This window comes from Nocardiopsis sp. CC223A (assembly GCF_030766825.1).
Taxonomy (GTDB): Bacteria; Actinomycetota; Actinomycetes; order Streptosporangiales; family Streptosporangiaceae; genus Nocardiopsis.
The window spans coordinates 58,796-81,031 of sequence record NZ_JASFDV010000020.1 but is presented as its reverse complement, the minus strand read 5'-3'; the positions used below and the strand labels follow the sequence as shown (position 1 = coordinate 81,031).

General features: G+C 73.0%; 28 protein-coding genes, 1 pseudogene and 1 CRISPR repeat array. Of the genes and pseudogenes, 15 read left to right on the top strand and 14 right to left on the bottom strand.

The features are described 5' to 3' along the window. The first annotated feature begins 19 nt into the window (after positions 1-19). Positions 20-448, top strand: a complete 429-nt coding sequence (locus QJS33_RS10950) for an HIT family protein (protein ID WP_306367802.1) — start codon at positions 20-22, stop codon at positions 446-448. A 155-nt stretch (positions 449-603) separates the two neighbouring features. Beyond that, positions 604-1,644 carry an L-glyceraldehyde 3-phosphate reductase gene (mgrA, locus tag QJS33_RS10945; protein WP_306367801.1) on the top strand — a complete coding sequence of 347 codons (1,041 nt, stop codon included), beginning with the start codon at positions 604-606 and terminating at the stop codon, positions 1,642-1,644. Between the two features lie 60 nt (positions 1,645-1,704). On the opposite strand, the gene QJS33_RS10940 is transcribed toward mgrA, so the two are convergent. The 3 genes from QJS33_RS10940 to QJS33_RS10930 all read right to left on the bottom strand — a co-directional run bounded on the left by QJS33_RS10940 (position 1,705) and on the right by QJS33_RS10930 (position 3,036). After that, the gene (locus QJS33_RS10940; protein WP_306367800.1) at positions 1,705-1,872 is read right to left on the bottom strand and encodes a DUF397 domain-containing protein; all 168 of its coding nucleotides are present in this window, start codon (positions 1,870-1,872) and stop codon (positions 1,705-1,707) included. Between the two features lie 191 nt (positions 1,873-2,063). Continuing rightward, entirely contained in the window at positions 2,064-2,231 is a 168-nt protein-coding gene (locus tag QJS33_RS10935; protein ID WP_306367799.1) for a DUF397 domain-containing protein, read from the bottom strand. After that, positions 2,224-3,036, bottom strand: a complete 813-nt coding sequence (locus tag QJS33_RS10930; RefSeq protein ID WP_306367798.1) for a helix-turn-helix transcriptional regulator — start codon at positions 3,034-3,036, stop codon at positions 2,224-2,226. Before QJS33_RS10930 ends, QJS33_RS10935 begins: the two co-directional genes overlap by 8 nt. Before the next feature lie 161 nt (positions 3,037-3,197). On the opposite strand from QJS33_RS10930, the gene QJS33_RS10925 reads away from it, so the two are divergent. Beyond that, entirely contained in the window at positions 3,198-3,470 is a 273-nt protein-coding gene (locus QJS33_RS10925) for a hypothetical protein (RefSeq protein WP_306367797.1), read from the top strand. A 137-nt stretch (positions 3,471-3,607) separates the two neighbouring features. Further along, complete coding sequence (locus QJS33_RS10920) at positions 3,608-3,844, top strand: hypothetical protein (protein WP_306367796.1); 237 nt, start codon at positions 3,608-3,610, stop codon at positions 3,842-3,844. 202 nt (positions 3,845-4,046) lie between these two features. On the opposite strand, the gene QJS33_RS10915 is transcribed toward QJS33_RS10920, so the two are convergent. Further along, positions 4,047-4,289: a hypothetical protein gene (locus tag QJS33_RS10915; RefSeq protein WP_306367795.1), complete on the bottom strand. Its 243-nt coding sequence runs from the start codon at positions 4,287-4,289 to the stop codon at positions 4,047-4,049. 304 nt (positions 4,290-4,593) lie between these two features. On the opposite strand from QJS33_RS10915, the gene QJS33_RS10910 reads away from it, so the two are divergent. Continuing rightward, positions 4,594-5,850, top strand: coding sequence for an RNA-guided endonuclease TnpB family protein (locus QJS33_RS10910; RefSeq protein ID WP_306367794.1), 1,257 nt, complete (start codon positions 4,594-4,596; stop codon positions 5,848-5,850). 62 nt (positions 5,851-5,912) lie between these two features. On the opposite strand, the pseudogene QJS33_RS31385 reads toward QJS33_RS10910, so the two are convergent. The 3 genes and pseudogenes from QJS33_RS31385 to QJS33_RS10900 all read right to left on the bottom strand — a co-directional run. Continuing rightward, positions 5,913-6,464: pseudogene (locus QJS33_RS31385) on the bottom strand (phosphotransferase); the annotation flags it as partial. 94 nt (positions 6,465-6,558) lie between these two features. Then, the gene (locus QJS33_RS10905; protein ID WP_306367793.1) at positions 6,559-7,167 is read right to left on the bottom strand and encodes a dihydrofolate reductase family protein; all 609 of its coding nucleotides are present in this window, start codon (positions 7,165-7,167) and stop codon (positions 6,559-6,561) included. Between the two features lie 245 nt (positions 7,168-7,412). Next, a complete protein-coding gene (locus tag QJS33_RS10900) occupies positions 7,413-7,742 on the bottom strand; it encodes a hypothetical protein (RefSeq protein WP_306367792.1) in 330 nt (109 codons plus the stop codon). 307 nt (positions 7,743-8,049) lie between these two features. Between QJS33_RS10900 and QJS33_RS10895 the strand changes: the two genes are divergently transcribed. Together QJS33_RS10895 and QJS33_RS10890 are read left to right on the top strand one after the other, a co-directional pair. Continuing rightward, positions 8,050-8,601, top strand: coding sequence for a hypothetical protein (locus QJS33_RS10895; protein ID WP_306367791.1), 552 nt, complete (start codon positions 8,050-8,052; stop codon positions 8,599-8,601). A gap of 145 nt (positions 8,602-8,746) precedes the next feature. Then, entirely contained in the window at positions 8,747-10,699 is a 1,953-nt protein-coding gene (locus tag QJS33_RS10890; RefSeq protein WP_306367790.1) for a hypothetical protein, read from the top strand. A 118-nt stretch (positions 10,700-10,817) separates the two neighbouring features. Here the strand turns inward: QJS33_RS10890 and QJS33_RS10885 are convergent, their stop codons facing one another. Continuing rightward, a complete protein-coding gene (locus tag QJS33_RS10885) occupies positions 10,818-11,531 on the bottom strand; it encodes an SDR family oxidoreductase (protein WP_306367789.1) in 714 nt (237 codons plus the stop codon). Positions 11,532-11,656: 125 nt separating this feature from the next. On the opposite strand from QJS33_RS10885, the gene QJS33_RS10880 reads away from it, so the two are divergent. Further along, positions 11,657-12,061: a MerR family transcriptional regulator gene (locus QJS33_RS10880; protein WP_306367788.1), complete on the top strand. Its 405-nt coding sequence runs from the start codon at positions 11,657-11,659 to the stop codon at positions 12,059-12,061. Between the two features lie 15 nt (positions 12,062-12,076). Here QJS33_RS10880 and QJS33_RS10875 read toward each other — a convergent pair whose 3' ends face one another. Continuing rightward, a complete protein-coding gene (locus QJS33_RS10875) occupies positions 12,077-12,517 on the bottom strand; it encodes a helix-turn-helix domain-containing protein (RefSeq protein WP_306367787.1) in 441 nt (146 codons plus the stop codon). A gap of 133 nt (positions 12,518-12,650) precedes the next feature. Here QJS33_RS10875 and QJS33_RS10870 point away from each other — a divergent pair, with 133 nt between their 5' ends. Next, a complete protein-coding gene (locus tag QJS33_RS10870; protein WP_306367786.1) occupies positions 12,651-13,568 on the top strand; it encodes an NADP-dependent oxidoreductase in 918 nt (305 codons plus the stop codon). An 18-nt stretch (positions 13,569-13,586) separates the two neighbouring features. Then, a CRISPR array of direct repeats spans positions 13,587-13,877; the repeat unit is 25 nt; unit sequence CCATCCCCGCGTGCGCGGGGAGCAG. Between the two features lie 93 nt (positions 13,878-13,970). Here the strand turns inward: QJS33_RS10870 and QJS33_RS10865 are convergent. After that, positions 13,971-14,579 (bottom strand): hypothetical protein, encoded by a 609-nt coding sequence (locus QJS33_RS10865; protein WP_306367785.1) that lies wholly within the window; start codon positions 14,577-14,579, stop codon positions 13,971-13,973. A gap of 284 nt (positions 14,580-14,863) precedes the next feature. Between QJS33_RS10865 and QJS33_RS10860 the strand changes: the two genes are divergently transcribed. Next, positions 14,864-15,382: a hypothetical protein gene (locus tag QJS33_RS10860; RefSeq protein WP_306367784.1), complete on the top strand. Its 519-nt coding sequence runs from the start codon at positions 14,864-14,866 to the stop codon at positions 15,380-15,382. Positions 15,383-15,424: 42 nt separating this feature from the next. Here the strand turns inward: QJS33_RS10860 and QJS33_RS10855 are convergent, their stop codons facing one another. After that, positions 15,425-16,135 carry a MerR family transcriptional regulator gene (locus QJS33_RS10855; protein ID WP_306367783.1) on the bottom strand — a complete coding sequence of 237 codons (711 nt, stop codon included), beginning with the start codon at positions 16,133-16,135 and terminating at the stop codon, positions 15,425-15,427. Positions 16,136-16,227: 92 nt separating this feature from the next. Here QJS33_RS10855 and QJS33_RS10850 point away from each other — a divergent pair, with 92 nt between their 5' ends. After that, positions 16,228-16,656, top strand: coding sequence for a hypothetical protein (locus tag QJS33_RS10850; RefSeq protein ID WP_306367782.1), 429 nt, complete (start codon positions 16,228-16,230; stop codon positions 16,654-16,656). A gap of 57 nt (positions 16,657-16,713) precedes the next feature. Here QJS33_RS10850 and QJS33_RS10845 read toward each other — a convergent pair whose 3' ends face one another. After that, on the bottom strand, positions 16,714-17,715 hold the full coding sequence (locus tag QJS33_RS10845) for an SDR family NAD(P)-dependent oxidoreductase (protein WP_306367781.1): 1,002 nt from the start codon (positions 17,713-17,715) through the stop codon (positions 16,714-16,716). A 147-nt stretch (positions 17,716-17,862) separates the two neighbouring features. On the opposite strand from QJS33_RS10845, the gene QJS33_RS10840 reads away from it, so the two are divergent. Continuing rightward, the gene (locus tag QJS33_RS10840; RefSeq protein ID WP_306367780.1) at positions 17,863-18,411 is read left to right on the top strand and encodes a TetR/AcrR family transcriptional regulator; all 549 of its coding nucleotides are present in this window, start codon (positions 17,863-17,865) and stop codon (positions 18,409-18,411) included. A gap of 74 nt (positions 18,412-18,485) precedes the next feature. Here QJS33_RS10840 and QJS33_RS10835 read toward each other — a convergent pair whose 3' ends face one another. Together QJS33_RS10835 and QJS33_RS10830 are read right to left on the bottom strand one after the other, a co-directional pair. Further along, positions 18,486-19,040: a hypothetical protein gene (locus QJS33_RS10835; protein ID WP_306367779.1), complete on the bottom strand. Its 555-nt coding sequence runs from the start codon at positions 19,038-19,040 to the stop codon at positions 18,486-18,488. Positions 19,041-19,103: 63 nt separating this feature from the next. Next, positions 19,104-19,721 carry a TetR/AcrR family transcriptional regulator gene (locus QJS33_RS10830; protein WP_372339635.1) on the bottom strand — a complete coding sequence of 206 codons (618 nt, stop codon included), beginning with the start codon at positions 19,719-19,721 and terminating at the stop codon, positions 19,104-19,106. A 152-nt stretch (positions 19,722-19,873) separates the two neighbouring features. On the opposite strand from QJS33_RS10830, the gene QJS33_RS10825 reads away from it, so the two are divergent. From QJS33_RS10825 to QJS33_RS10815, 3 genes are all read left to right on the top strand, one after another. Further along, positions 19,874-20,635, top strand: coding sequence for an SDR family NAD(P)-dependent oxidoreductase (locus QJS33_RS10825; RefSeq protein WP_306367777.1), 762 nt, complete (start codon positions 19,874-19,876; stop codon positions 20,633-20,635). Positions 20,636-21,330: 695 nt separating this feature from the next. Continuing rightward, a complete protein-coding gene (locus QJS33_RS10820) occupies positions 21,331-21,603 on the top strand; it encodes a helix-turn-helix domain-containing protein (protein WP_306367776.1) in 273 nt (90 codons plus the stop codon). Continuing rightward, on the top strand, positions 21,600-22,229 hold the full coding sequence (locus QJS33_RS10815; RefSeq protein WP_306367775.1) for a hypothetical protein: 630 nt from the start codon (positions 21,600-21,602) through the stop codon (positions 22,227-22,229). Before QJS33_RS10820 ends, QJS33_RS10815 begins: the two co-directional genes overlap by 4 nt. The last annotated feature ends 7 nt before the right edge of the window (positions 22,230-22,236 follow it).

Sequence of the window (22,236 nt, the reverse complement as noted above, 5' to 3'; positions counted from 1 at the left end):
CCTTCCGGAAAGGCCGACCATGCCGACCCTGTTCACCCGCATCATCGACCGCGAACTGCCGGGCCGCTTCGTCTGGGAGGACCCGGTCGCCGTCGCGTTCCTCACCATCGCGCCCCTGCGCCCCGGACACACCCTCGTCGTACCGCGCGCGGAGGTCGACGACTGGACCACCGCCGACCCGGGCCTGCTGGCCCACTGCACGGACGTGGCCCAGGCCATCGGCCAGGGCGTGAAGAAAGCCTGGGACGCCCCCCGCGCAGGCCTGCTCATCGCCGGACTGGAAGTCCCCCACCTGCACATCCACGTCTCACCGATCTGGGAACTGGGCGACCTCGACGTGTCGGACCTGCCCGTGGAGAAGGACGAGGCGGCCCTGGACGAGGTCGCCGACCGGCTGCGCCGGGCACTGACCGAACTCGGCTACCCCCAGGCGGTCCCGCCCCGCTGAGCACCGGCGAGACCCCTCGGAACGCACCCCCTGCTCCGGCTCGCACCTGTTGGACAACCGGCGCGGACCGGAGCAGAGTGGGACCGTCTCACCGGCCGACCCGCCGCCCCCACCGGGCGCACCGGCCACACCAGCCGCACGAGAAAGCCCGCACGATGACCTACGTCGCCGCACCCGAACGCTACGACGGGACCATGCTCTACCGTCGCACCGGCCGCTCCGGCCTGGACCTGCCCGTGCTCTCCCTGGGGTACTGGCACAACTTCGGCGACGACCGCCCCTTCGAGACCCAGCGGGACATCGCCCGCCGCGCCTTCGACCTGGGCATCACCCACCACGACCTGGCCAACAACTACGGTCCGCCCTACGGCGCCGCCGAGATCAACTTCGGCCGCCTCATGCGCGAGGACTTCGCCCCCTACCGCGACGAGATGGTGATCTCCACCAAGGCCGGCTGGGACATGTGGCCGGGCCCCTACGGGCAGGGCGGCGGGTCCCGCAAGTACGTGCTGGCCTCCCTGGACCAGTCACTGAAGCGCATGGGCCTGGACTACGTCGACATCTTCTACTCCCACCGCCTGGACGCCTCCACGCCGCTGGAGGAGACCATGGGGGCGCTGGACACCGCCGTGCGCCAGGGCAAGGCCCTGTACGTGGGCATCTCCTCCTACGACGCCGAACGCACCCGGCGGGCGTACGAGATCCTGCACGAACTGGGGACACCGCTGCTCATCCACCAGCCCTCCTACTCGATGCTCAACCGATGGATCGAGACGGAGGGGCTGCTCGACACCGTCGGCGAACTCGGCGTGGGCGTCATCGGGTTCACCGCGCTCGCCCAGGGGCTGCTCACCGGCCGGTACCTGGACGGGGTCCCGGAGGGCTCCCGGGCCACCCAGGACAAGTCCTTCGACACCGGATGGCTGTCCCAGGAGACGCTGGGACACCTGCGCGCGCTCAACGACATCGCCGAGAAGCGCGGACAGACCCTGGCGCAGTTGGCGCTGGCCTGGGCGCTGCGCGACCCGCGCGTGACGTCGCTGGTCATCGGGGCGTCGTCGGTGGCGCAGCTGGAGCAGAACGTGGCGGCGCTGGGGAACCTGGAGTTCACCGACCAGGAGCTGGCGGCGATCGACGAGCACGCGATCGACGGCGGCGTCGACCTGTGGCGCGACGCCCGGACCGGCGCCATGTAGCCGCCGGGGCGGTCGCGCCGACGGAGGCCGTCGTCGGCGCGACCGCGGTCCCCTCGCGGGTCAGCGGGTCAGCGAGCGCAGGAGCGCGGACCATTCGCCGGGGGCGAAGGAGAGGTGGCCTGCCTCGCGGTGCCGCGTGTCCCGGACGTCCGTGGTCCTGGGGGTCTCCCGGACCTCCACGCAGTTGCCCTCACAGTTGCTGTAGGTGCTCTTGCGCCATTCGTCCATGGATATACCTTTCGCGTTCTTTGACAGCTTCGACCTACTTGTACACCGTGTTTCCCATCGAGGAACAGAACACGCACGTGCGAGGTGGGGACCCGCGCCCGCCCTGATCGGAGGCGGGGACCCGGCCCCCGGGTGGAGCACGAGGAAACCCCCCGCGCGAACGCGGAGGGTCGAAGGGGGAACCGGAAAGGTCAGCGGCTCACGGCCCGGACAAGAGCGGCCCACTCCACCCGGTCGAAGGTCAGGTACCCGGCCTCGCGGTTCTGCGTGTCCCGGACGTTCGCGCCCGCGGCGAACTCACGCGCCTCCACACAGTCGTTGCTTCCACCGCTGTAACTCGACTTGTGCCACTCAGTCACTGCCCAACCTCTTCACTTCTTCGCGGACGGCCCGGAGAGAGGCCTCCGGATCCCATGCCAGCCCTTGCAGGGTCCCCAGCAACATCCTGCGCTGAGCAACCACCGTCGCGCTGGTCAGGATGCGTCCTTCTACAGCGCTCTCAACGTAAGCGAGTTCCGTGGAGTCTCGCATGGTGATCACCCGGAAGGAACCTGAGTTACCGGGATGCCTGGGGTGATCTGCTGGCATGACCTGTAGCGTAATGCGCCCGCCCTCCGCCAGATCAGCGAGGTGGGTGAGCTGCTCCCTGATGACTTTCACTCCCCCGTACCTGCGATGCAGCAAGGTCTCATCCAGCACCAGCCACAGCAACGGACGCAGCGAGTTCGCGAAATGCCCCGCGCGCGTGACACGCTCGGTCACGCTTCTCTCCAGCTCATCCGGAGAGAGCCATGGCAGAGCCGTACGGATCAGCGTCTCGGCATACCGCTCGATCTGTAGATAGCTGGGCAAAGCCAAAGCCTGATACTCCCATATGGCCTCCGCATCCTGAATCGCCGTGGCGATCTCCGACAACCAGGGAGCACGGTTGTTGCCGGTCAGGTCTTCCCACAGGCGCGAGAGTCTCCCGAAACCGATCGACTCGTCCAGCGCTTTTCGAAGCGTCGGCGACGGCGGCGCCTTCCCGCGCTCCACATCCGATATCTGGCTTTTGCTGCTCTGGACACGATTGGCCAGCGCGGTCTGCGTCAACTCCGCCTCGGTGCGCAGACGTGCCACCTCACGGCCGTAACGCAGCAGGACTTGCTTCGGTACAGGGGGCATACGTCCAGGAGAGCACATCCTCCGCTCCCACCGGAGCGATTCCGCGAAATTCCGAAGTCACCGGAACCTCGCCGACGAGCGAACAAGCCCCTTTACCTGGCACTTTCCAGCGGCGGACACTTCAGGCGTACCCGAGTTCACCATGTGCCAGGAGCCGCCACATGCCACCCGCACCCTCTTCCGAACTCCACGAGGAAGCCGTCCTCGCCCTCCACTCCGCGCTGCGACGGCGCGGGATCGCCGCGAGGGACGGCGACCTCCCCGGCTCCGTCCACGCCGAATACGCGGGACGCCGGGTGACCGTCCGCCACACCGACCACCGATGGTGGCGGCCCATGCCCGGCGAACCCCACACCACCGTCCCGGTCGCCCGCTCCGGCGACGAGGACACCCTGGCCCGCGACCTCGTCACCGAACTCCTGGGACGACTGTGAACCCCCTGACCTTCGCCGAGTTCGCCCGGCTCACCGCGCCACGCGCCCGCCCGGTCCCGGCACCGCGACCGGCCGAACGGCCCCCGCTCCCACGACGTACCCGCACACACCGACCGACCGCAGAAGGGAACCACGACATGTCCCGCACCGGACCCGGCGGCCCCCGCCGCAGGCGACCCCCCACCCCGGCCCAGCAGGAACGCGCCGACGAACTCTTCGACGCCCTCTCCTCCGCCCTGCGCGACATCAAGGAACCCGGCGCCGACCCGGTCGCCGCCCTGCGCCACGCCGACCACACCTTCGGCATCCTCCACGCCCACCTGTGCCGGGGCGGCGCCCTGCCCACCCCCTGGCACAAGGCCCGGCACCCCTGAAACGCCCCCGCACCCGAAGGACCCGCCCGTCCCGGCCGCGGCGCCCCGCACCCGGCCGGGGCCCACCGCGCCCACTGGCTCACCACGGAACCCGCCCCCGCACCCCGTGCCCCCGACCACAAGCGCCGGTACCGCCCCCGCCCCTACCCCACCCGTCACACCCACCGGACAGGACGAGACGCCACCACCACCGACACCCACCTCACCCCTCACCCTCCAGGATCCGCCGCAGCGTACGGCGGCCGATCCGGCTCATCGGTGGATTGCTCTCGCGGTAGTACCAGACCAGCCCCAACGCCTGCTCGAACGCCCAGGCCCGCCCGCGCTCCCACTCCGCGTCACCGACCCCCGACGCCTCCCGGAACACCGCCCGCGGCCCCTCCTCCAACACATGCCAGACGCACACCAGGTCCAGCGCCGGATCCGCCGCAGCCAACCCGCCCAAACACGCCGGCGGAGATGTTCGCGGCGCATCAGGAGATACGGCTGGCCGCGTGAAATAGGCGGTTCAAACCCTGTCCGGAAACAGCAGGGCCCCTCAACCACACCCACCAGGCGCCCCTCCCGCACCAGCAGATTGCCCGGCATGAGGTCTCCGTGCGTCATCACGTCCGGATCGCCCCCACGCGGCAGGTCACCATGTTTCCCGGAGGATGCCCCGGCCTTCAGGCCGGGGAGGAACCCGGGCAGGCGACCGCATTTTTCTGTTTCCCCCGCCCCCTGCTCCGCCCTGGTGTAATTTTCGTCCTATGCGGACGGCGTACAAGGTCCGGGCCTACCCCGACCCCGAACAAGCGGCCCAACTGGGCCGCACGTTCGGGTGCGTGCGCCTGGTGTGGAACAAGACCCTGGCCGAGCGCCGTACCGCCTACCACCAGCGCGGCGAGAGGACCACCTACCAGCAGACCGACGCCGCGCTGACCGGGTGGAAGAAAACCCAGGAGTTGGCGTTCCTGTCCGAGGTGTCCTCGGTGCCGTTGCAGCAGACGCTGCGCCACCAGCACACCGCGTTCTCCAACTTCTTTGCCGGGCGGGCCCGCCACCCCCGGTTCAAGTCCCGGTCGGGACGCCAGTCGGCGCACTACACCCGGTCGGCGTTCCGCATCAGGGACGGGGAGTTGTTCCTGGCCAAGCAGAAGACGCCGCTGCGGCTGGCGTGGTCCTTCGACGAGGTCGACCTGCGCACGCTGGACCCGACCACGGTGGTCGTCTCGCGCGAGCCCGACGGGCGCTGGTACGCGACCTTCGCCGTGGAGGTCGACGACCCGGCCCTCGCACCCGGGGTCGGGCCCGTGGTCGGGATCGACTTGGGCGTGGCCGACTTCGCGACCCTGTCCACCGGGGAGAGGATTCCCAACCCCCGCCACCTGGCTCGCAAAGCGAAGAACCTGGCCCGCTACCAGCGCCGGATGGCCCGCAAGGTCAAGGGGTCCAACAACCGGCGCAAGGCCAAACGGAAGGTCGCGGTGGCGCACCGCAAGGTCCGCCACGCCCGCAATGATTTCCTGCACAAGACCACCACCAGGTTGGTGCGCGAACACGACGTGATCGCGATCGAGGACCTCAACGTCTCGGGGATGACCGCCTCCGCGTCCGGGACCCTTCAGGCGCCGGGGAAGCGGGTGCGGTGCAAGGCCGGTCTCAATCGGGCGGTGCTGGACGCCTCCTTCGGGGAGTTCCGCCGCCAACTGGAGTACAAGGCCCAACGGTGCGGGCACACCGTGGTGGTGATCGACCGGTGGTTCCCCTCCTCCAAGACCTGCTCGGAGTGCGGGCACCTCCTCCGGAGTCTTTCGTTGGGCACCCGCTTCTGGGAGTGTCCGGCCTGTCGCGTACGGCACGACCGTGAGGTGAACGCGGCGAAGAACATCGAGGCGGCAGGACGTGCCGTGCTCCGGGGGAAAGCCCCGGGGTATGCCTGCGGAGCCGGTGTGAGACGGCCGGGGTCCCCCCTGCCGCGGTCGGCGACGAAACAGGAAACCGCTGTTGTGAGGCAGTCCGCGTGAGCGGAACCGGGCCATCGGGCCCGGTCGGAATCCCCCTCCTTCAGGAAGGGGAGGAAGTCAAGCAGCCGCCCCTCCCACAACCGGCGCAGCCCGAGCACGTCCAGCAACCCCTCCGAACGCTCCAGGCAGGTGCGCACCCACTCGTCGTGATCGGCGATACGGCCACCGCGTCCCCGCCCGGCGAACACCCGCCCCCGGGTGTCGATCGCACGCACCCCGCGCACGAACTCGGCCAGGTCCACGGCGAAACCGGCACCGCCCCCGGCCTCGACCCGATCCGCGGGAGTCCCCGGCAACCGCGTCTGCACACTCCACGGCATCGGATAGCCCTCCCCCGGAGCACCGATCGCCACCGGCTCGGGAGTGGCGAAACGGGTACGCCCCGCAAGCTCACGCGCCGCCGCGTCCTCCCCCGTCAAAACGAGCAGCGCGGCCTCCGGATCCACCGGCTGCAGAGGGAACCGGGCGACGAGCCCCTCCCCCAACAGGAACACCGCGTTGACCGTCCCCCCGGGCAGGACCGGGACCAACGGCAGCCCCGCCCACTGCGGGAACTGCTCCCGGATGAGCCGCGCCGCGACCTCCGGGGTGACGACGAGCTGACCGCTGTGCATGAGCATCCGCCCAGTCTGGCGACCCGGCACCCGAACAGCACCCGATTTTTCCCGCCCGCCCGTCCCCCGCCCGCCCGGTCACCCGGGCGCCCGGTCAGCGCACCACCCGGTACGTCACATGCGTCACCCCGGTCGCCGCCCGCGACTTCACCTGCTCCAACCGCAACGGCCCGACACCCTCGAACAACCGCGTCCCACCACCGAACACCACCGGCACGATGTGCAACCGCAGCTCGTCGATCAGCCCCGCGGCCAAGAACTGGTCGACCGTGGCCGCCCCGCCCGCCACCGCGACGTCCCCGCCCCCGGCCGCCTCACGCGCCCGCGCCAGCGCGGCCCCGATCCCCTCGGTGACGAAATGGAACGTGGTGCCGCCCGCCATCGGCTGCGGGTCACGCGGATGGTGGGTCAGCACGAACACCGGCGCGCGGAACGGCGGGTCCTCACCCCACCACCCGTTCCACTCCCGGTCCCACCCGCCGCGCACGGGACCGAACATGTTGCGCCCCATGATGTAGGCCCCGGCCTGCGCCATCCGCGCGAGCTCGACCCGGTTCTCCTCGGGGGTGTCGAACATCCAGGCGTGCAACGCCGCCCCCGAGCCGTCACCGCCGTCGTCACCGAACGGACGCTCCTCGCTCTGGCCGAGCCCCGCCGAATACCCGTCGATCGAGATGGACAGGTCACAGGTCACCCTGGTCATGTCGGCCCTCCCCTCCTCCGGGCGGACCGGACCCGCCGGCCCGCGAACGGCGCCGGACGGCCGGACCACCCCGGCTCCGCTCCGGGTCCACCCCGGAGCACGATCATCCCCCGGAGCACCGACACATCCGAGCGAGCGCGCCGACAGGAGGAGAGGACGCCCCGGACACGGCGGCGCCCCGGGGAACACCGCCCCGGGGCGCCTTGCCGATCGCGGAGAACGCGTGACGGACGACCGCCGCTCCTTCAGCCGGGGAGCCCGGCGACGACCTCGTCCAGCTCCGCCAGCCGCTCCGGGCACACGTACTCGACGTTCACCCTGCGCAACGCGAGTTCCGCCTCGTCATCGGCACTCATCGTGGTCGCCAGCGCGAACATCCCCTCCTCTTCCTCGCAGGTGCTCTCGGCCTCGCTCTGGATCTCCGCCCACGTGGCGTCCGTGAGCTGGTCCCTGCCCAGGGCCGCCGCGGCCGCGGACCGGTGGGTGTCCCCACCGGAGGAGGAACCGCACCCCGTGAGCAGGAGGGCGGCCGCGGCTGCGGCCGATATCGAGGTCGGCAGAAGTGTTCGCGTCATCATGGGGGATGCCTCTCGGAGGGCGCCGGAGCGGGCAGCGCGAAAATGTGGTGCCCAACAGTGTGCAGCACACCGCCCCGGAGCAGGAGTTCAGGGTCACGTGGCATAGACCTCAATTCCCGTACACGCGAACGTCACCCGCCGAGCCCCTGGCTCCCGCCCGCGGTACCGTCCAGGGCATCGACCACAGGCACGGCCGGCCGCTCGACGGAGCGGCCGGCCGTGCCGACACCACCAGGAAGGAGGAGGGCGTTCCCTCCCGGCCCTGAAGGACCGGGTTCCCGCGCCCACCGAATCGATGACGCACATGACCGGCCTGCTGACACCCCGCCTGCCCGCCGGGATCACCCTGCCCGAGCCCCTGGACCGGGCCTGGGCGTGGATGGAGGCCCAGGGCTTCGGGCTCACCAACGAGCACGGGTACTTCCTCACCCCGTACCCGGGCGACCGGCAGCTCGGCGTCGTGTTCTCGCCCGGCGAGAGCCTGAGCGGGTGGTTCGAACCCGGCGAGCCCGGCCACGACGACCTCGTGCCGCTGGGCGAGATCGCCGGTGACGGCAGCTGGTGCCTGCTGTGGAACGACGCCGGGACGGCACGGTTCGTGGTCCTGGGCTCGGACGGAGAGGCATTCCTCCTGGCCGACTCCGCGATCGACTTCCTGCGCCTCATCGCGATCGGCTACAACGGCATCCCCTACGCCGATCTCCTGACGGAGCCGTCGGAGGACGAGGAGTCCGTGGCGGCCCTCGCCCCCTTCCGGGCCTGGGTCGAGGCGGAGTTCGGCGTCGAGGTCCCCGACCACTGGCACACGGCCGACCCCGACCCCTTCGACACCTGGATCTCGGCGCTCAAGGACTGATGACCGGTGCCGGCCGTCGTCGACGGCGGGACGGGTCCGTCTGGTCTGTTCGTGGTGCATAGGACCACCACCTTTACGCCATAGATTTTCTTGGATCCGTCCGTCGCCGACGGCCCTGTCGCCCACCCCGGCTAATGTCCGTCCCATGTCGGAGCGCAACCTGATCCTCGGCACCCTCCGCCGGGCCCCGGGCGTCCTCTTCGTCGAGCCCGGCCGCCACCTGGTCACCCAGGCCGAGGTGCACGACCGCGCCAGAGCCGAGCGTGCGCGCCGTGGCCTGCCCGCCTCCCACCCCTACCTCGGCTGGCACACCCAGGCCGACGGCTTCGACCGCTCCGGCGCCCTCGTCCGTCCCCAACGCGTCTACTTCGGCGGCGACCGCGCCGCCGTCGCCCGCGCCCTCTCCCTCCTGGAGCCGCACGGCTTCGCCGTCCTGGGCGGGCGCGCCGACACCGAGGCGTTCGTCCTCCGCCGCGACGCGGCGCCCCGCCGCGCCGACCCCGCACTCGCCGACGAGTGGCGCACCCGCCTGGACGTCCTGGGCGACGACCAGTCCGGGCCGGTCCCCCTCCGCGACGGCGAGGAGGAACTCCTGCACGCGCTCATCGCCCACCCCGCCGTGCGCGACCTCCACGCCCCCGCCGCCCGGGCCCTGCGCCTGCGCGGCGCCCTCTCCCCCACCGACCTCGACACCGTTCTCTCCCCCGACGGCCTCGACGCGCTGCGGCCCCACGGCGACGAGGCCGCCGCCCTGGTCGCCCACGCCCTGGAGACCGGCCACCCCCGGGCCCGCCCGGCGGCCACCGTCCTGGCCGAACTCGGCCGCGCCGACGGCCGCGTGCTCAACCGGTGGAAGGACCCCGCGGCCGTGCGGGCCGCCCGGGCCGCCGCCCTGGAAGGGCGCCAGGTCTCGACCTTCCTCGACCTGGCCGCCGCCGACGGCGCGGACCCCGTGTCCGCGGCCGTCGACCTCGCCGAGGACATCAGGGCCGCGGGCGGCGAGGACGCCGCGCCCCGCGTGCTGGCGGCCGCCACCGGCCTCGTCTCCCGCTTCGGCGGCTCCACCCGCGACCACGCCCTGTCCGCGCTCCGCGACGAGCGGGTGCCGCCCTGGCTCCGGGCCGTCATCGCCGACCGCTGGACCCGCTCCCCGGTCCTGGCCGCCGACCCGTCCACGCGACCCACCCCCGAGACCCGGGCGGCGGCCTCCGCCTGGCCCGACACCGTCGACGCGGTGCGCGCCGCGGTCGGCCTGCCCCCGGGACCCGGGTTCGACCCCGAGCACCGGCCCGGCCGGGACGCCGCCATCGAACTGCGCGAGGCCGTCGTCGCCCGGCACCTGGACGGCCTGCGGGCCGCGCTCACCCGCCCCGGCCTCTCCGAGCCCGCGCTCGCCGTCCTCCTCGAACTCCTCCACGGCGCGAACGCCCTGCGCGCGCAGGATCTGGCACCGTTCGCCCGCACCTGGCGCAAGCGCCTCTTCGTGAAGCCGGACCCGTACACGAGCGCCCCGCCCGCCGTCGTGACGTACGCGGCGGCCCTGGCCGCACAGGGCGCGGACACCGCCGACAGGGTCGCCGACGCCGTGCTGCGCGACGCGCGCCGGTGGTCCCTGCCCGTCCGGCTGCTCCTGCTCGGCGCGGTCGACCGCGGCCGGGACGCCGACCTCGCCGCGGAGGCCGAACTCCTCCCCCACGCGCACGGGGGCGCCGAAGGCACCCAGGCCGCGGCGCACGCCCTGGCGCTGGTGCGCGCCCGCCTGCGCGGGACCACCCCGGTCGCGGCCGCCTGCGCGTCTGTGCTGGAGGCCCCCGAACGGCCGCCGTTCGTACGCCGCGGGTTCGCGAACGTCGCCGTCTCGGTGGCAGAGGGCGGCTCGGGCCTGTGGGCCCACCACTTCCGCAGGAACTCCGTGCGGGCCTTGGAGGCCGCGCTGCGCGTCGCCGGGGACGAGGACCTCCCCGCCCCGGCACGCCGCGCGGTCCTGGACCTGGCCGACGAGTCGTCGGCCCTGGACCGCACCGGCCGGTCCCGGCCGGAGAACGCGGCACGGCTGCGCGCGGAGCGCGAGGAACTCCGTTCCCGGCTCCGGGCGTGACCTCGGCCGGACCGCCGACGGGCGGATCGTGCGGCGCGCCCCGGGTCGGACCGCGGGGCGAACGGCCTCCGCCGCCCGCCCCGCGGCGTTCACCGGCCGTCGAACAGCCGGACCGCCGTCACCGCTCCAGCGCCCGGGCGTAGAACTTGGCGGGGTCCTCCGCCAGCGACGCCTTCACCGAGCGGCTCGCGTCGTCGACCAGCACCTCGATCGCGCCCGACCCCACCCCGTCCAGGCTGGCCCGGGCCACGTCCGCGGGGTCGATCTTGGGTACGTCGTAGTCGGCCATCATGTCGGTGTCGGCCGACCCGAGGTGGACCCCCTGCACCAGGGTCCCCTGGCCGGCCAGTTCGAGGCGGACGGCGTTGGTCATGTTCCAGGCGGCGGCCTTGGCCGCCGAGTAGGCCCCCGCGCCGTCGTAGGCGAACCACGACAGCGCCGACAGCACGTTCACCACCGCTCCGCCGCCGTTCGCCGCGAGCACCGGCGCGAAGGCCCGGATCACGCCGAGCGTGCCGAAGAAATGGGTGTCGAGTTCGAGCCGGATCGCGTCCGGGTCGCCCGTCACCAGGTTCGTTCCGGTGGCGATCCCGGCGTTGTTGACGAGCAGGGTGACGTCGGAGGCCCACGCGGCCGCCTCCGTCACCGAGTCCGCGTCCAGCAGGTCCAGGCGCAGCGCCTCGACCCGGGGGTCGCGGGCCTCGACGGACTCGGGACGGCGGGCCGCGGCGTAGACCTTCGCGGCCCCACGGGCCAGGAGTTCGTCGACGAAGCGCCGGCCGATACCGCGGTTCGCTCCGGTGACCAGTGCGACGGAGCCGGTGACGTCCATGGGTTCCCCCGATATCTCGTGTGCGGGCGGACGGGAATGCCCGCCTCGTTCGGATACGGTAGGACTTGACGTTGACGTCAAGGGCAAGCCCGCACAGGGTGATCTGGGTCAAAGGGGGAGAGCGGATGGGCGACACCCTGCGCATCGGTGCGCTGGCGGAGCAGGCGAAGGTGAGCACCCGGGCGCTGCGCTACTACGAGGAACAGGGGCTCCTCGCCCCGGAGCGCACGCCGAGCGGGCAGCGGATCTACCCGGCGTCCGCGGTCGAGCGGGTCCGGATCATCCGCCAGTTCTTCGCCGCGGGGCTGAACAGCCGCACCATCGCCGCCATCCTGCCCAGCGTCGACGCGGGGCGCGCGGCACCCGGGGTGCTGGAGTCCCTGCGCGCCGAGCGGGCCCGCATCTCCGCGGGCATCGCCGAACTCCAGGAGGTCGGGCGGCGGCTCGACCAGGTCATCGAGCTCACCGTCCACCCCGACCCCGAGCACTGCCCCGCACTGCGCGAGCAGGCGGCCCCGGCCGCCCCCTGACGGACGGCGCCCGCCTCACACCGCCCGGGCGTCGAACTCCTCGCGGTTCGCGAGCACCTCGGCCATGTGCTCCTCCGCCCACGCCTTGACGCCGCACATCAGATCGTGGAGCGAGAGCCCCAGGTCGGTCAGCTCGTAGGTGACCGTCACCGGCACCGTCGGGGTCACCGTACGGGTGACGAGGCCGTCGCGCTCCAACGAGCGCAGGGTCTGGGTGAGCATCTTCTGGCTGACCCCGGCCAGGCGCCGCGCCAGCTCCGAGTAGCGCATCGCCCGCGGCTCCTCCCCCGGCTCCCCGGCAGGGTGCGGCCCGCCGCCGCCCAGCGCGGCGAGGATCAGCGCGACCCACTTGTCGGAGATGCGGTCGAGCAACCGGCGGCTGGGGCAGGCCGCCAGGAACGCGTCGTAGTCGGCCTTCGCCTGTGTCCGCTTCTGCGCCGCGGTCCTCGTCGCCATCGGCCGGTCCTTCCTACCCGGGGGTGGGCTACGCACTTCGAGGTGCGTACTTCCCATTGGAGAGTTACCCCACCAGAGTGATGTGTGTCAGCTTCCGAGCGCAAGGCCCCCAGGGGCCTGAAAGGACGCCACCATGGGAACACCCACCTTCCGCACCGCCGTCGTCCGCGTCCCGAGCGGGCCGGACTCCATCGAGTTCGTCGACGTGCCGCTGCGCGAACCCGGCCCCGGCGAGATCCGCGTCCGGGTCGCCGCCGCCCCGGTCAACCCGGTCGACCTCGCGGTCGCCGCCGGGTTCTTCCACGGGCTCGGGATCATCGACCAGCCCGAGCACACGGGTCTGGGCTGGGACTTCTCCGGCACGGTCGCGGCCGTCGGCGAGGGGGTGGACCTGGCGGTCGGCACCCGGGTCGCGGGACTGGTCGGCGGCCTCGACCGGGACTTCGGGACCTACGCGGAGCAGTTGGTGCTCCCGGCCGCCGACGTGGCCGAGGTGCCCGAGGGGCAGGACCTGGTCGCGGCGTCCACGGTGCCGCTCAACGGATTGACCGCCGCCCAGCTGGTCGACCTGCTCGGCGACGCACCGCAGGAGGGGAACCGGCTGCTGGTGACCGGCGCGGCGGGCGCCGTCGGCGGATACGTGGTGCCGCTCGCGCAGGAGCGCGGATGGCGGGTGACGGGGCTCGCCCGGCCTGCGGACGAGGAGTTCGTCCGCGGCCTGGGGGCGGACTTCACCGACCGGGAGGCCGGAGGCTGGGACGCCGTCGCCGACACCGCGGCACTCCAGGGACGCGGGCGCGACCTGGTACGCGACGGCGGGGTCTTCGTGGGCGTGCAGCCGGGCTCGCCGGTGGCCCCGGAACGCGGGGTCGACGTGCGCACCGTGGGTGTGGTGCCGGACGGCGCCCGCCTGGCGGCCCTGCTCGCGCGCACCGCCGCGGGCGAGCTGCCGACCCGCGTACACGCGGCCGTTCCCCTGGCCGAGGCCGCCGACGCCCACCGGTCCTTCGCCAAGGGCGGCATCCGCGGCCGCTACGTCCTCCGCCCCTGACCCGCCGGCTGTTCCGCGCGCCCATCAACGACGCGCGGAACAGCACCACCCCCGCCCAACGGGCCTCAGGAGTCCACCACGGTCAAGACGATCGCGCACCGGGCGCCATACCCACGCGGGGAGCAGCCCGCGCCCCGGCTGGACACCGGCCGCGGCGTGGGACCATCCCCGCGTGCGCGGGGAGCAGCCAGGGGGATGGTTGACGCGAAAGCTGGCCGTTGGTCCATCCCCGCGTGCGCGGGGAGCAGGCCGGCGGCATGGTGGAGGGCGCCCAGATGACGGGTCCATCCCCGCGTGCGCGGGGAGCAGACTTGATGGCCTGCGACGATTCCACCGAAGACAGGGCGATTTTGCAAGTTCTCAAGAACCGGACACAGGGCACACCGGCACACCTTCTGCACATCACGCACGGAACCGTCCCTCGGTTCGGAGGCTGCTGAACATCCCCTCCACCATGAGCTCGACCGTGCGCTCGCGCTCCCGGCCGGTCACCTGCCTGGCCGCGGCGACGAAGCGCTGTGCCTCCTCGGTGGTGGGCAGGAGCCCGACGAGGAGTCCCGGCAGCGTCAGGCGCCGCAGCAGCAACTCGTTCTCCGAGGTCACGTGCGGCCGCCGCACCACCGACACGTTCACCCGGACCGCGTGTTCGTTCCCCCGCGGAACCCCCGGGCGGTCGTGCTCGATCGCCGCGTAGCGGAAGCCGTGCGCGAGATCGCAGGGTGCGCAGCCCAGCGGCCCCCGGCCGGTCCGCTCACCACAGTCGGCGCAGTCCAGCCGGTCCAGGGCGGCGTCCACCACACGCCAGTCGTGACGATCGGGTTCGTCGGCCACCATGGCGGCGAGCGCCACCTCGTCACCCCCGCCGAACTCCCCGACGAAACCGGCCCAGCCCTCCTCGACCACGCCGTCCACCAGGTCCCGGCATGTGCCGCACGCGGGCGCGCCCGCGTACTCGTACCCGCCGCATTCGTTGCACCGCCGCAGGGCGGCTCCCACCTCAGGCCGTCCCATCGCCCCTCCCGGTCCGGCACCGACGATACGGGACGCCCCTCCTGGAAGCGCCGTCCACAGGTCCGGCGAACCGGTACCGGGGCCGGACTGCGGGGCACAGAATGGGAAGTGCCCGGGAAACCCCGACGGAGGGGCCTTCCGAGTGCCGATGAGAGCAGAGGCGGGTACGGGTCCATGTGCGTCATCGAGGTCGCCGTCAGAGGAGCCCCGGTCACCGAACCCCCGCGCGAGCACGCGCTCCGGCCCCCGGCGGAGTCCGTCCGGCGCTCCCACGAGGTCCGACCATGAAGTACACCCTCACCCACGAAGGCCGCGTCTTCCTCGACTTCCGCCACTACGGGTTCCCGAATCCCCACTCCCACGCCGTCCGGTGGGTGAACGTCGAACACCTGCGGTTCTCCGGCACCCCGACCGACCGGGAGCTGCTCGCCGCGCTCATCGGGCACGAGCGGTTCCGGGACACGTACGCGGGCTACGGCGTGCGCCCGGAGGAGACCCGGCACGGTTCCTACCGGTCGGCGGCGATCACCCCGGAGTCGTACGAGCCCGTCGAGCGGCAGGAGGGCGAGGCGGTCCTGCGCACCTGGGCGGAGCAGTACAGTGCGGTGTCCGCGGACCTGGCGGCCGACCTGCGGCGCGAGGTGTTCGACGTTCTGGACGCGGCCGCGCGGATATTCCACCTGACCGGGTTCGGGGAGGAGGATTTCCACGACTGGGGCGGCATCCACGGCGAGTTCCACGAGTTCGTGTCCATCGACCGCGCACAGGGCCGGATCGCCCTGCTCGTCGCGGGCGACGACTGACCGTCCGGCTGCGGCCGCCTGAGCCGTTCCCGGGCGGGCGCGCTATCCGGCGGGGGTGTGCCGGCGCAGGTAGCGGTCGAGGTCGGCCGCGGCGGCGAGCATCGCGCGTCCGCGCGCCGTCAGTTTGCGGTGCCAGTCCTCCAGGGCGGCCGCCAGCGCCTCGGTGTCGCCCGCCGCGCGGACGCGGCGGACCACCGCGGCGATGTGCTCCAGCGGGTACCCGCCGCGGCGGAGCAGGTGGGCGAGTTCGGCGTCGCGGATGTCGTCCGCGCGGAACACCCGGTACCCGGTGACCGGTTCCCGGTCGGGCACCAGGATCCCCGCCGTCTCCCAGTTGCGCAGGGTCGCCGGGGTCACCCCCAGCCGCCGGGCGAGCCCGCCGATGGTGCGGGGTGCGCGGTCGCCGGTCCGCGCCGGGGCCGTGTCGCCCTGCGCCGTGAGGTGGTCGACCGCCGCGCGCACGGCGTCCAGGGTGGCCCGGTCGCGCAGTGACTGCCGGTGCCCCTCGTCGATGGCCGTCAGCGCCTCGTCGAGCCGTCCGGTGTTCACCGCACGCATGATCCGCCCGGCCGCGGCGTGCCCGTGCGCGGCGATGAGGGACATGTAGGCGCGCAGCGCCGCCGCGTGCGCCTCGGTGTACACCCGGTATCCGCTGGGCGTGCGCTCCGCCGCGGGCAGGCACCCGTCCCGTTCGTAGTTGCGCACCGCCTGGGTCGAGATGCCGTGCTCGTGCGCGAGATCCACTGGTCTCAATATCCACCCACCGCTTTGAGACTCTACAGCACCGATCCGTTGAGAAAACGGCAGAAGTCTCAACGGTCCTTCGAGAGGTGAGCTTGAGACACATGAGCCTGGACGTCCACGGCCTCGCCGCCCCGCCCTGTGAACCGCTCGCCCCGGGCGAGCCCACGCACGCGGAGCCCGCCTTCCCGCAGGTCCGCGACGAGCTGTTCGCGCGGTCGGCCGAACACGGCTTCCGCTCGATCAGCCTGGAGACCGCCCGCGCCCGGTGGCGCTCGCTCGCGGAAGGCGGCGGCCGCCCCCTCGTCTTCATCGAGGTGTTCTGCGCGGACCCGGCCGGGCACCGCCGCTTGGAGGTACGGGAGCGCGGTATCGCGGGTCTCCCGGAACCCTCCTGGGCGTCGGCCGCCGCCCGGAGCACGGGGTTCACGGACTGGCGAGGGCCCCGGCTGCGCCTGGACTCGATGCGGCCGCCCGAGGAGAACCTCCGCCGCGCCCTGGGCCACCTCGGTCGCCCGCCTGCCGACCCCTGACGGCGCGGTCCGGGGTTCCTCCGGCGCCCCGGCCTCCCCGGGCGGCCGCCGCGGACCTCAGTTCCGGTGCCCGGAGTCCGGGTGCACGGGGTCCGGGACGGGGACCGCGACCCCGGCCAGTTCTTCGAGCCGAAGCCACAGGTCCCCGACCCGCCCCGGCGGGGCCACCTCCCGCGGCTCGATCCGCACGGGCAGGCCGCGCCTGCCGTTCGCGGGCGCGTAGAGCTCACCGCCCCGGGCGCCCGGATCGGTGAGGGCCCGGACGGCGGGCCACGCGGCGGCGTCCTTGCCCTGCGCCCAGGGTGTGTAGGGGTTGCGCCGCACCGGGATCGTGCGGTCGCGGATGCCCGCGCGGTGCGGGGTCCGGGCGTCCACGCCGACGCCCGGCCGCACCACCAGGGACCGCACGGGCGCGTCCGCGGCGCGCAGCCGCCGGTCGAGCTCGAACCCGAACACCTCCGTGAGCGCTTTGGCCCGGGTGTAGGCGACCACCCCGACCCGGGAGGTCCCGCGCACGTCGGTGACGGGCCTGCGGAGCAGGTCGACGAAGCCCGTCGAGGTGTGCACGACCCGTGCGGGGACACCGCTGCGTTCGCCGGTGCGCACCAGTGCGGGCAGCACTCCGGCCACGAGGGCCACGTTGGCGATGACATGGGTGCCGAGCTGCATGGGCAGGCCGTCCTCGGTGACCTCCGCGGCCTTCATGGCCATCGATCCGCCGTTGAGGAGCAGGCCGTCGACGCGGTCGAGTGCGGCCAGTGCGGCGGCCGCGGCCGCCACGGAGGACTTCGAGGCGAGGTCGACGACCACCCGGTCCACGGCGGCCCCGGGCACCTGTGACCGGATGGCCGCCTCGGCCGTCCGCAGCCGTTCGGGCGAGCGCCCGGCGAGCACCACGCGGGCGCCGGCACCGGCGAGCCGCTCGGCGGCGAAGTAGCCGACGCCCGCGGTCGCGCCGGTCACCACCAGGGTGCGTCCGCGCTGGTCGGGGAGTCGCTCCGGGTGCCACGCCCCCTCCGTTCCCGACGCTCCGGGGGTGTTCTGCGGCCTGCGCACCATGGTCTGCTCCTCGCGCCCCAAAAAACGGATAACTCATCCGCATAAGACCCTAGCACCAAAACGGATGAGATATCCGTTTTTTCCGCGGGGAGGCCCGCGATCCGGATCCCCCATCCGCTTCCCGGGCGGCCGGATAGGATCCCGGACATGACCTCGACCCCGCTCCGTGCCGACGCCGCCCGCAGTCGCGACCGCATCCTGGCGGCGGCCCGCCGCGCCGACCCCAAGGACCTGCGCCTCAACGAGGTGGCCCGCGAGGCGGGCGTGGGCGTGGGCACCGTGTACCGGCACTTCGCCACGGCGCACGCCCTCGTGGAGGAGCTGACCCGGGACGCCCTGGAGCGGCTGAACGCGATCGCCGTCGAGGCCGCGGCGCACCCCGACCCCGGGCACGCCTTCGAGACCGCGCTGCGCGCCGTGGTGGACCTGCACCTGGAGTCGGGCGGCCTCCAGGCCGTCCTGCTCGCCGAGCAGGACATGAGCCCGGAGGTCACCGAGCTCAAGGCCGCCACCTTCGACGGGCTGCGCAGTGTGCTCGAACGCGCGCAGCGGGCGGGGGCGGTGCGCGCCGACCTGTCGGGGGAACGGGTGGAGCGGCTCGTCTGCGGGATCGAGTACGCCATCCGCCTCTCCGACGCCGACGACCGGGCCGTGTTCGTCGACGTCCTCCTCGCCGGGCTGCGCCCCCGCCCCTGAGCGGCCGCCCCGAAGAACGAACGGCCCCGGACGGAGACCGTCCGGGGCCGTGGAACGACTGCGGCGACGCCGCCTCAGAAGGGCGGCATCATCGGCTGCGGCGGGGCGGCCTCCGGGATCAGCAGGAAGGCGGTCGCTCCGACGAGCACGAACAGCGCCCCGACGATGGTCCCGGCCATGGCGGCCCACCTGGCCCAGGGCCGGGTGGCCACGGCCCGCAGGGCCAGCGACAGCAGCGACGCCACCACGGTGAGCAGGGCCAGCGTGCCGCCCGCGGCGATCTGGACCCGGATCTGGGCGATCTGCTCGGCGGCGATGGGCTGACCGCCGACCAGGATCATGCTGGTGAGGATCTGTACCAGCTGCCCGGACAGGATGGTCACGGCGAGCAGGGCCAGACCGACGAGCGCGAAGGTCTCGGCGGAGAAGGCGCCCCCGCCCGCGGGTGCCGCGGCGGCTTCGGCCCCCTCCTCTGCGGAGGGCTCCCCGCCGGTGTGCTCCGGCCCGTCGTGCCCGGCCTCGGGCGCCTCGGCCACGGCGGTCGCGGGCTCGAAGGTCGGCTGGCCCGCCCCCTCCGACGCCCGGCCGGTGTCCTCGGGGTCCGTGTGGTCTTCCGGTGTGGTGCTCATCCGGTCACGGTACCCGCGGTCCGGTACCGATAAGACCCGGGAAACGCCTGTTCGGTGTACCGTTCAGGGCCGTTCCCCGGCCGGGGCCGGACCGAACCCGTCCGTCAGGGCGACCAGCGCCACCCGCAGCAGGGCGCCCGTCCCGGCGGGCTCGCCGCCGTGCAGGGCCTGCCGCTCGGCCGCCGAGCGCAGGGCCGCGTTCAGCGCCGCGGACCGGACCCGCACGGAGAAGTCACCGGGGTCGGCGGCGAGGCGGTCGGCGAGGATCTGCGCGAACACGTCCTCGGCGGCCCGGTGCACGTCCAGCCAGACGGCCATGAGCCCGGGCTCGTGCCGTGTCATGCGGATCAGTGCGGCCACCGGCTCCTCCACCGCCTCCCCGCCCTCGGTGAACGCACCGGTCCGGTCGAGGTGGTCCACCAGCGACAGGTCGGCGGGCCAGCCGCGCAGGTGGGCGGCCATCACCTCCAGACCGGTGGTGAGCAGCGGCCGGACGCAGCCCTCCTTGGTGGGGAAGTAGCGCCACAGCGTGCGCGTGGAGATGCCGATGGCGCGTGCGATGTCGTCGCCGGTGGTCCCCGCCACGCCCTTCTCGGCGAACAGGTCCATGGCCGCGCGGGCGATCTGGAGCCGAACGATCCGCTTGCGCCGCTCGGTCATGGGCGGCCTGCCCTTCGCCACCGTTCCCATCGTCTCCGCCCTTCCCCTCGCCGCCGTCCGGTCCAGTCTAGCCAGCGATGTCACCAACGGACAAAATGTCACTCAGCGACAAAAAGACGTAGGATGCCGGTGCGGCCGGAGCGGCCGCGGCCGGACACAACGAGGGGGCAGCGATGGAGACGGGTCTCAAGGACAGGAAGGTCATCGTCACCGGGGGCGGCTCGGGCATCGGCCGCGCCGCGGTCCTGGCCTTCGCCGCCGAGGGCGCGTCGGTCCTGGTGGCGGACATCGACGGGGACAACGCCCGGTCCGCCGCCGAGGAGGCACGGGCCGCGGGGGTCGCGGCGCAGGCCGTCGTGGGCGACCTGAGCGCGCCGGAGGTCGTCGCCGAGGTGGTCCGCACCGCCGCAGAAGAGCTGGGCGGCGTCGACGTGCTGGTCAACAACGCGGGGATCATGGACGACATGTCCGCGACCGCCGACGTCGGCGACCAGATGTGGGAGCGGCTGATCCGGGTCAACCTCACCGCCCCGTTCCTGCTCACCCGCGCGGTCCTGCCGGTCATGAAGGAGCAGGGGTCGGGGTCGATCGTGTTCACCGCCTCGGAGGCGTCCCTGCGCGGCGGCGCGTCGGGGACCGCGTACACCGTCTCCAAGCACGGGGTGGTGGGGCTGGTGAAGTCGACCGCCGTCATGTACCGCGACCACGGCATCCGGGTGAACGCGGTGGCCCCGGGCGGTACCGCCACCAACATCTCCGTCGGCACCCCGAACAGCGTGGACGGGCCGACCGCCCTGGGCCGGTACGCGAACAACATCGGCCGGATCGCCGCCGCCGAGGAGCTGGCCGCCGCGATCGTGTTCCTGGCCTCGGACGCCGCGAGCAACGTCAACGGGGCGGTCCTGCCGGTCGACAACGGCTGGTCCGCCGTCTGACCCGCCTCCGCCGGAGCCCCGGCCGGGGCTCCGGCGCCCCCTCGCCCGGAGCCGGTCCCGGAAGGCCCCCGCGACGGAGATCCGGCCCCACGTGCGCGGCGAGGACGCCCGCCCCCGGCCCTGCGGCGGGGGCGGGCGTCAGGAACGCCGCGGGGCGGTCCGCGGAGGCGGCGGCCGTGGTGCGCGGCGGGGTCATGCCCCGTGGAGTGGTGTGAGAACACCGGCTGTTCCAACAAGAACGCATCGCCGACCAGCGCGCCGTCACCTCTGGGGCTCTGGAGCCGAACGAGGTCACACCACCCGGTGGGACACCATCCGCGGCGGGCGGCGTACCGGACGGGTCCGCGGCGGGGGCCTGTGCGCCGACGCGGGTGCGGGGGACCCCCGCAGGCGGATCCCCCACGGCCTGATCCGATGGCCGGGCGCCGTCCGCCCGCTCTCCACCGCGCGTCCCGAAGGAGCGCGGCAGGGCGCCTCCACTGCGGACCGGGGCGGCGAAAAGCGCACGGCAAAGCAAGATCGAACGTCCCTTTCCCGTAACTTTACCCCGTGAAGCCGACAGGGGCTCACAGGCCCCTGCACTGCCGCATTCTTTTTCCGCGATCGAGAACAAGGTCCCGAAAAAGAACATAGGGAACAAACGCCCCAGAGTTCGACCTTGTCCCCCGCTCCCCCGCGTTGCTACATTCACCCCCATGATCGAGCACCGGGAAACCCATGTGATCGAGATCCCCAAACTCCTGGTCAGCGTACGCAAGGCGGCAGAAATCCTGGACCTTTCGGAAAGGGTCGTCTACGAACTCTGCTACGCACGGGAGCTGGAATCGGTGAAGGTCGGGCCGAAGAAGTGGATCCGTCGGATCACCTGTGAATCACTCAATCGATACGTGGAGAAAGCACGTAGAGAATCAGGAATACCGGAACCGCCACCGGATCGTCCCGGACCCCCGAAAAGAGGATTCGAATGAACACCCTCCGGATCACTTCCGATCGTTCTTCCGACCCCCGCCCCGCGGCCCCGCCACCGCAGGGACCGTCCTCCGATCCGCTCGCCGCGCCCGCGCGCACCGCCGCCCCCGCCCGGCCCCGGGTCCCCGTACCGCCCCCGGCGCCGCCGGCCCGGCCGCCCGCCGAACCCCTGTCGGTGAGCGGGCCCCGCAAGGTCATCGTCACCGCACGGCACATCGCCGCCCTGCTGGAGCGCGAGCCGTCCCTGTGGCCCGGGCTGACCACCTGCGTCACCGACGTCGACGGGCGGATGATCGTCCACTACGCGGTCCTGGCCCCCGGCGGCGCCGAGCACCCCGCCCCGGTCACGGATCCGGCGTCCGCGCCCGCGCCCGCGGGGGCCACCGACTCCGGCGGGGGCGCGGCCGACGGTGCACAGGACGACGGGGAGGGCCCGGCCCCCGGGCCCCTGTACGTCCCCTCCCCCGACCCCGTCACCGGTGCGGTGCCCGCCCGCTGGCGGATGCTGTTGGCCGGGGTGCGCGAGACGCACCGGATCCAGGGCCGCGAACACGTCACCGTGCTGCGCGGCATCTACGCGGGCCTGCCCGTCACCGTGCTGTTCACCGTCCTGGCCTGCGGGTGAGGGCGCC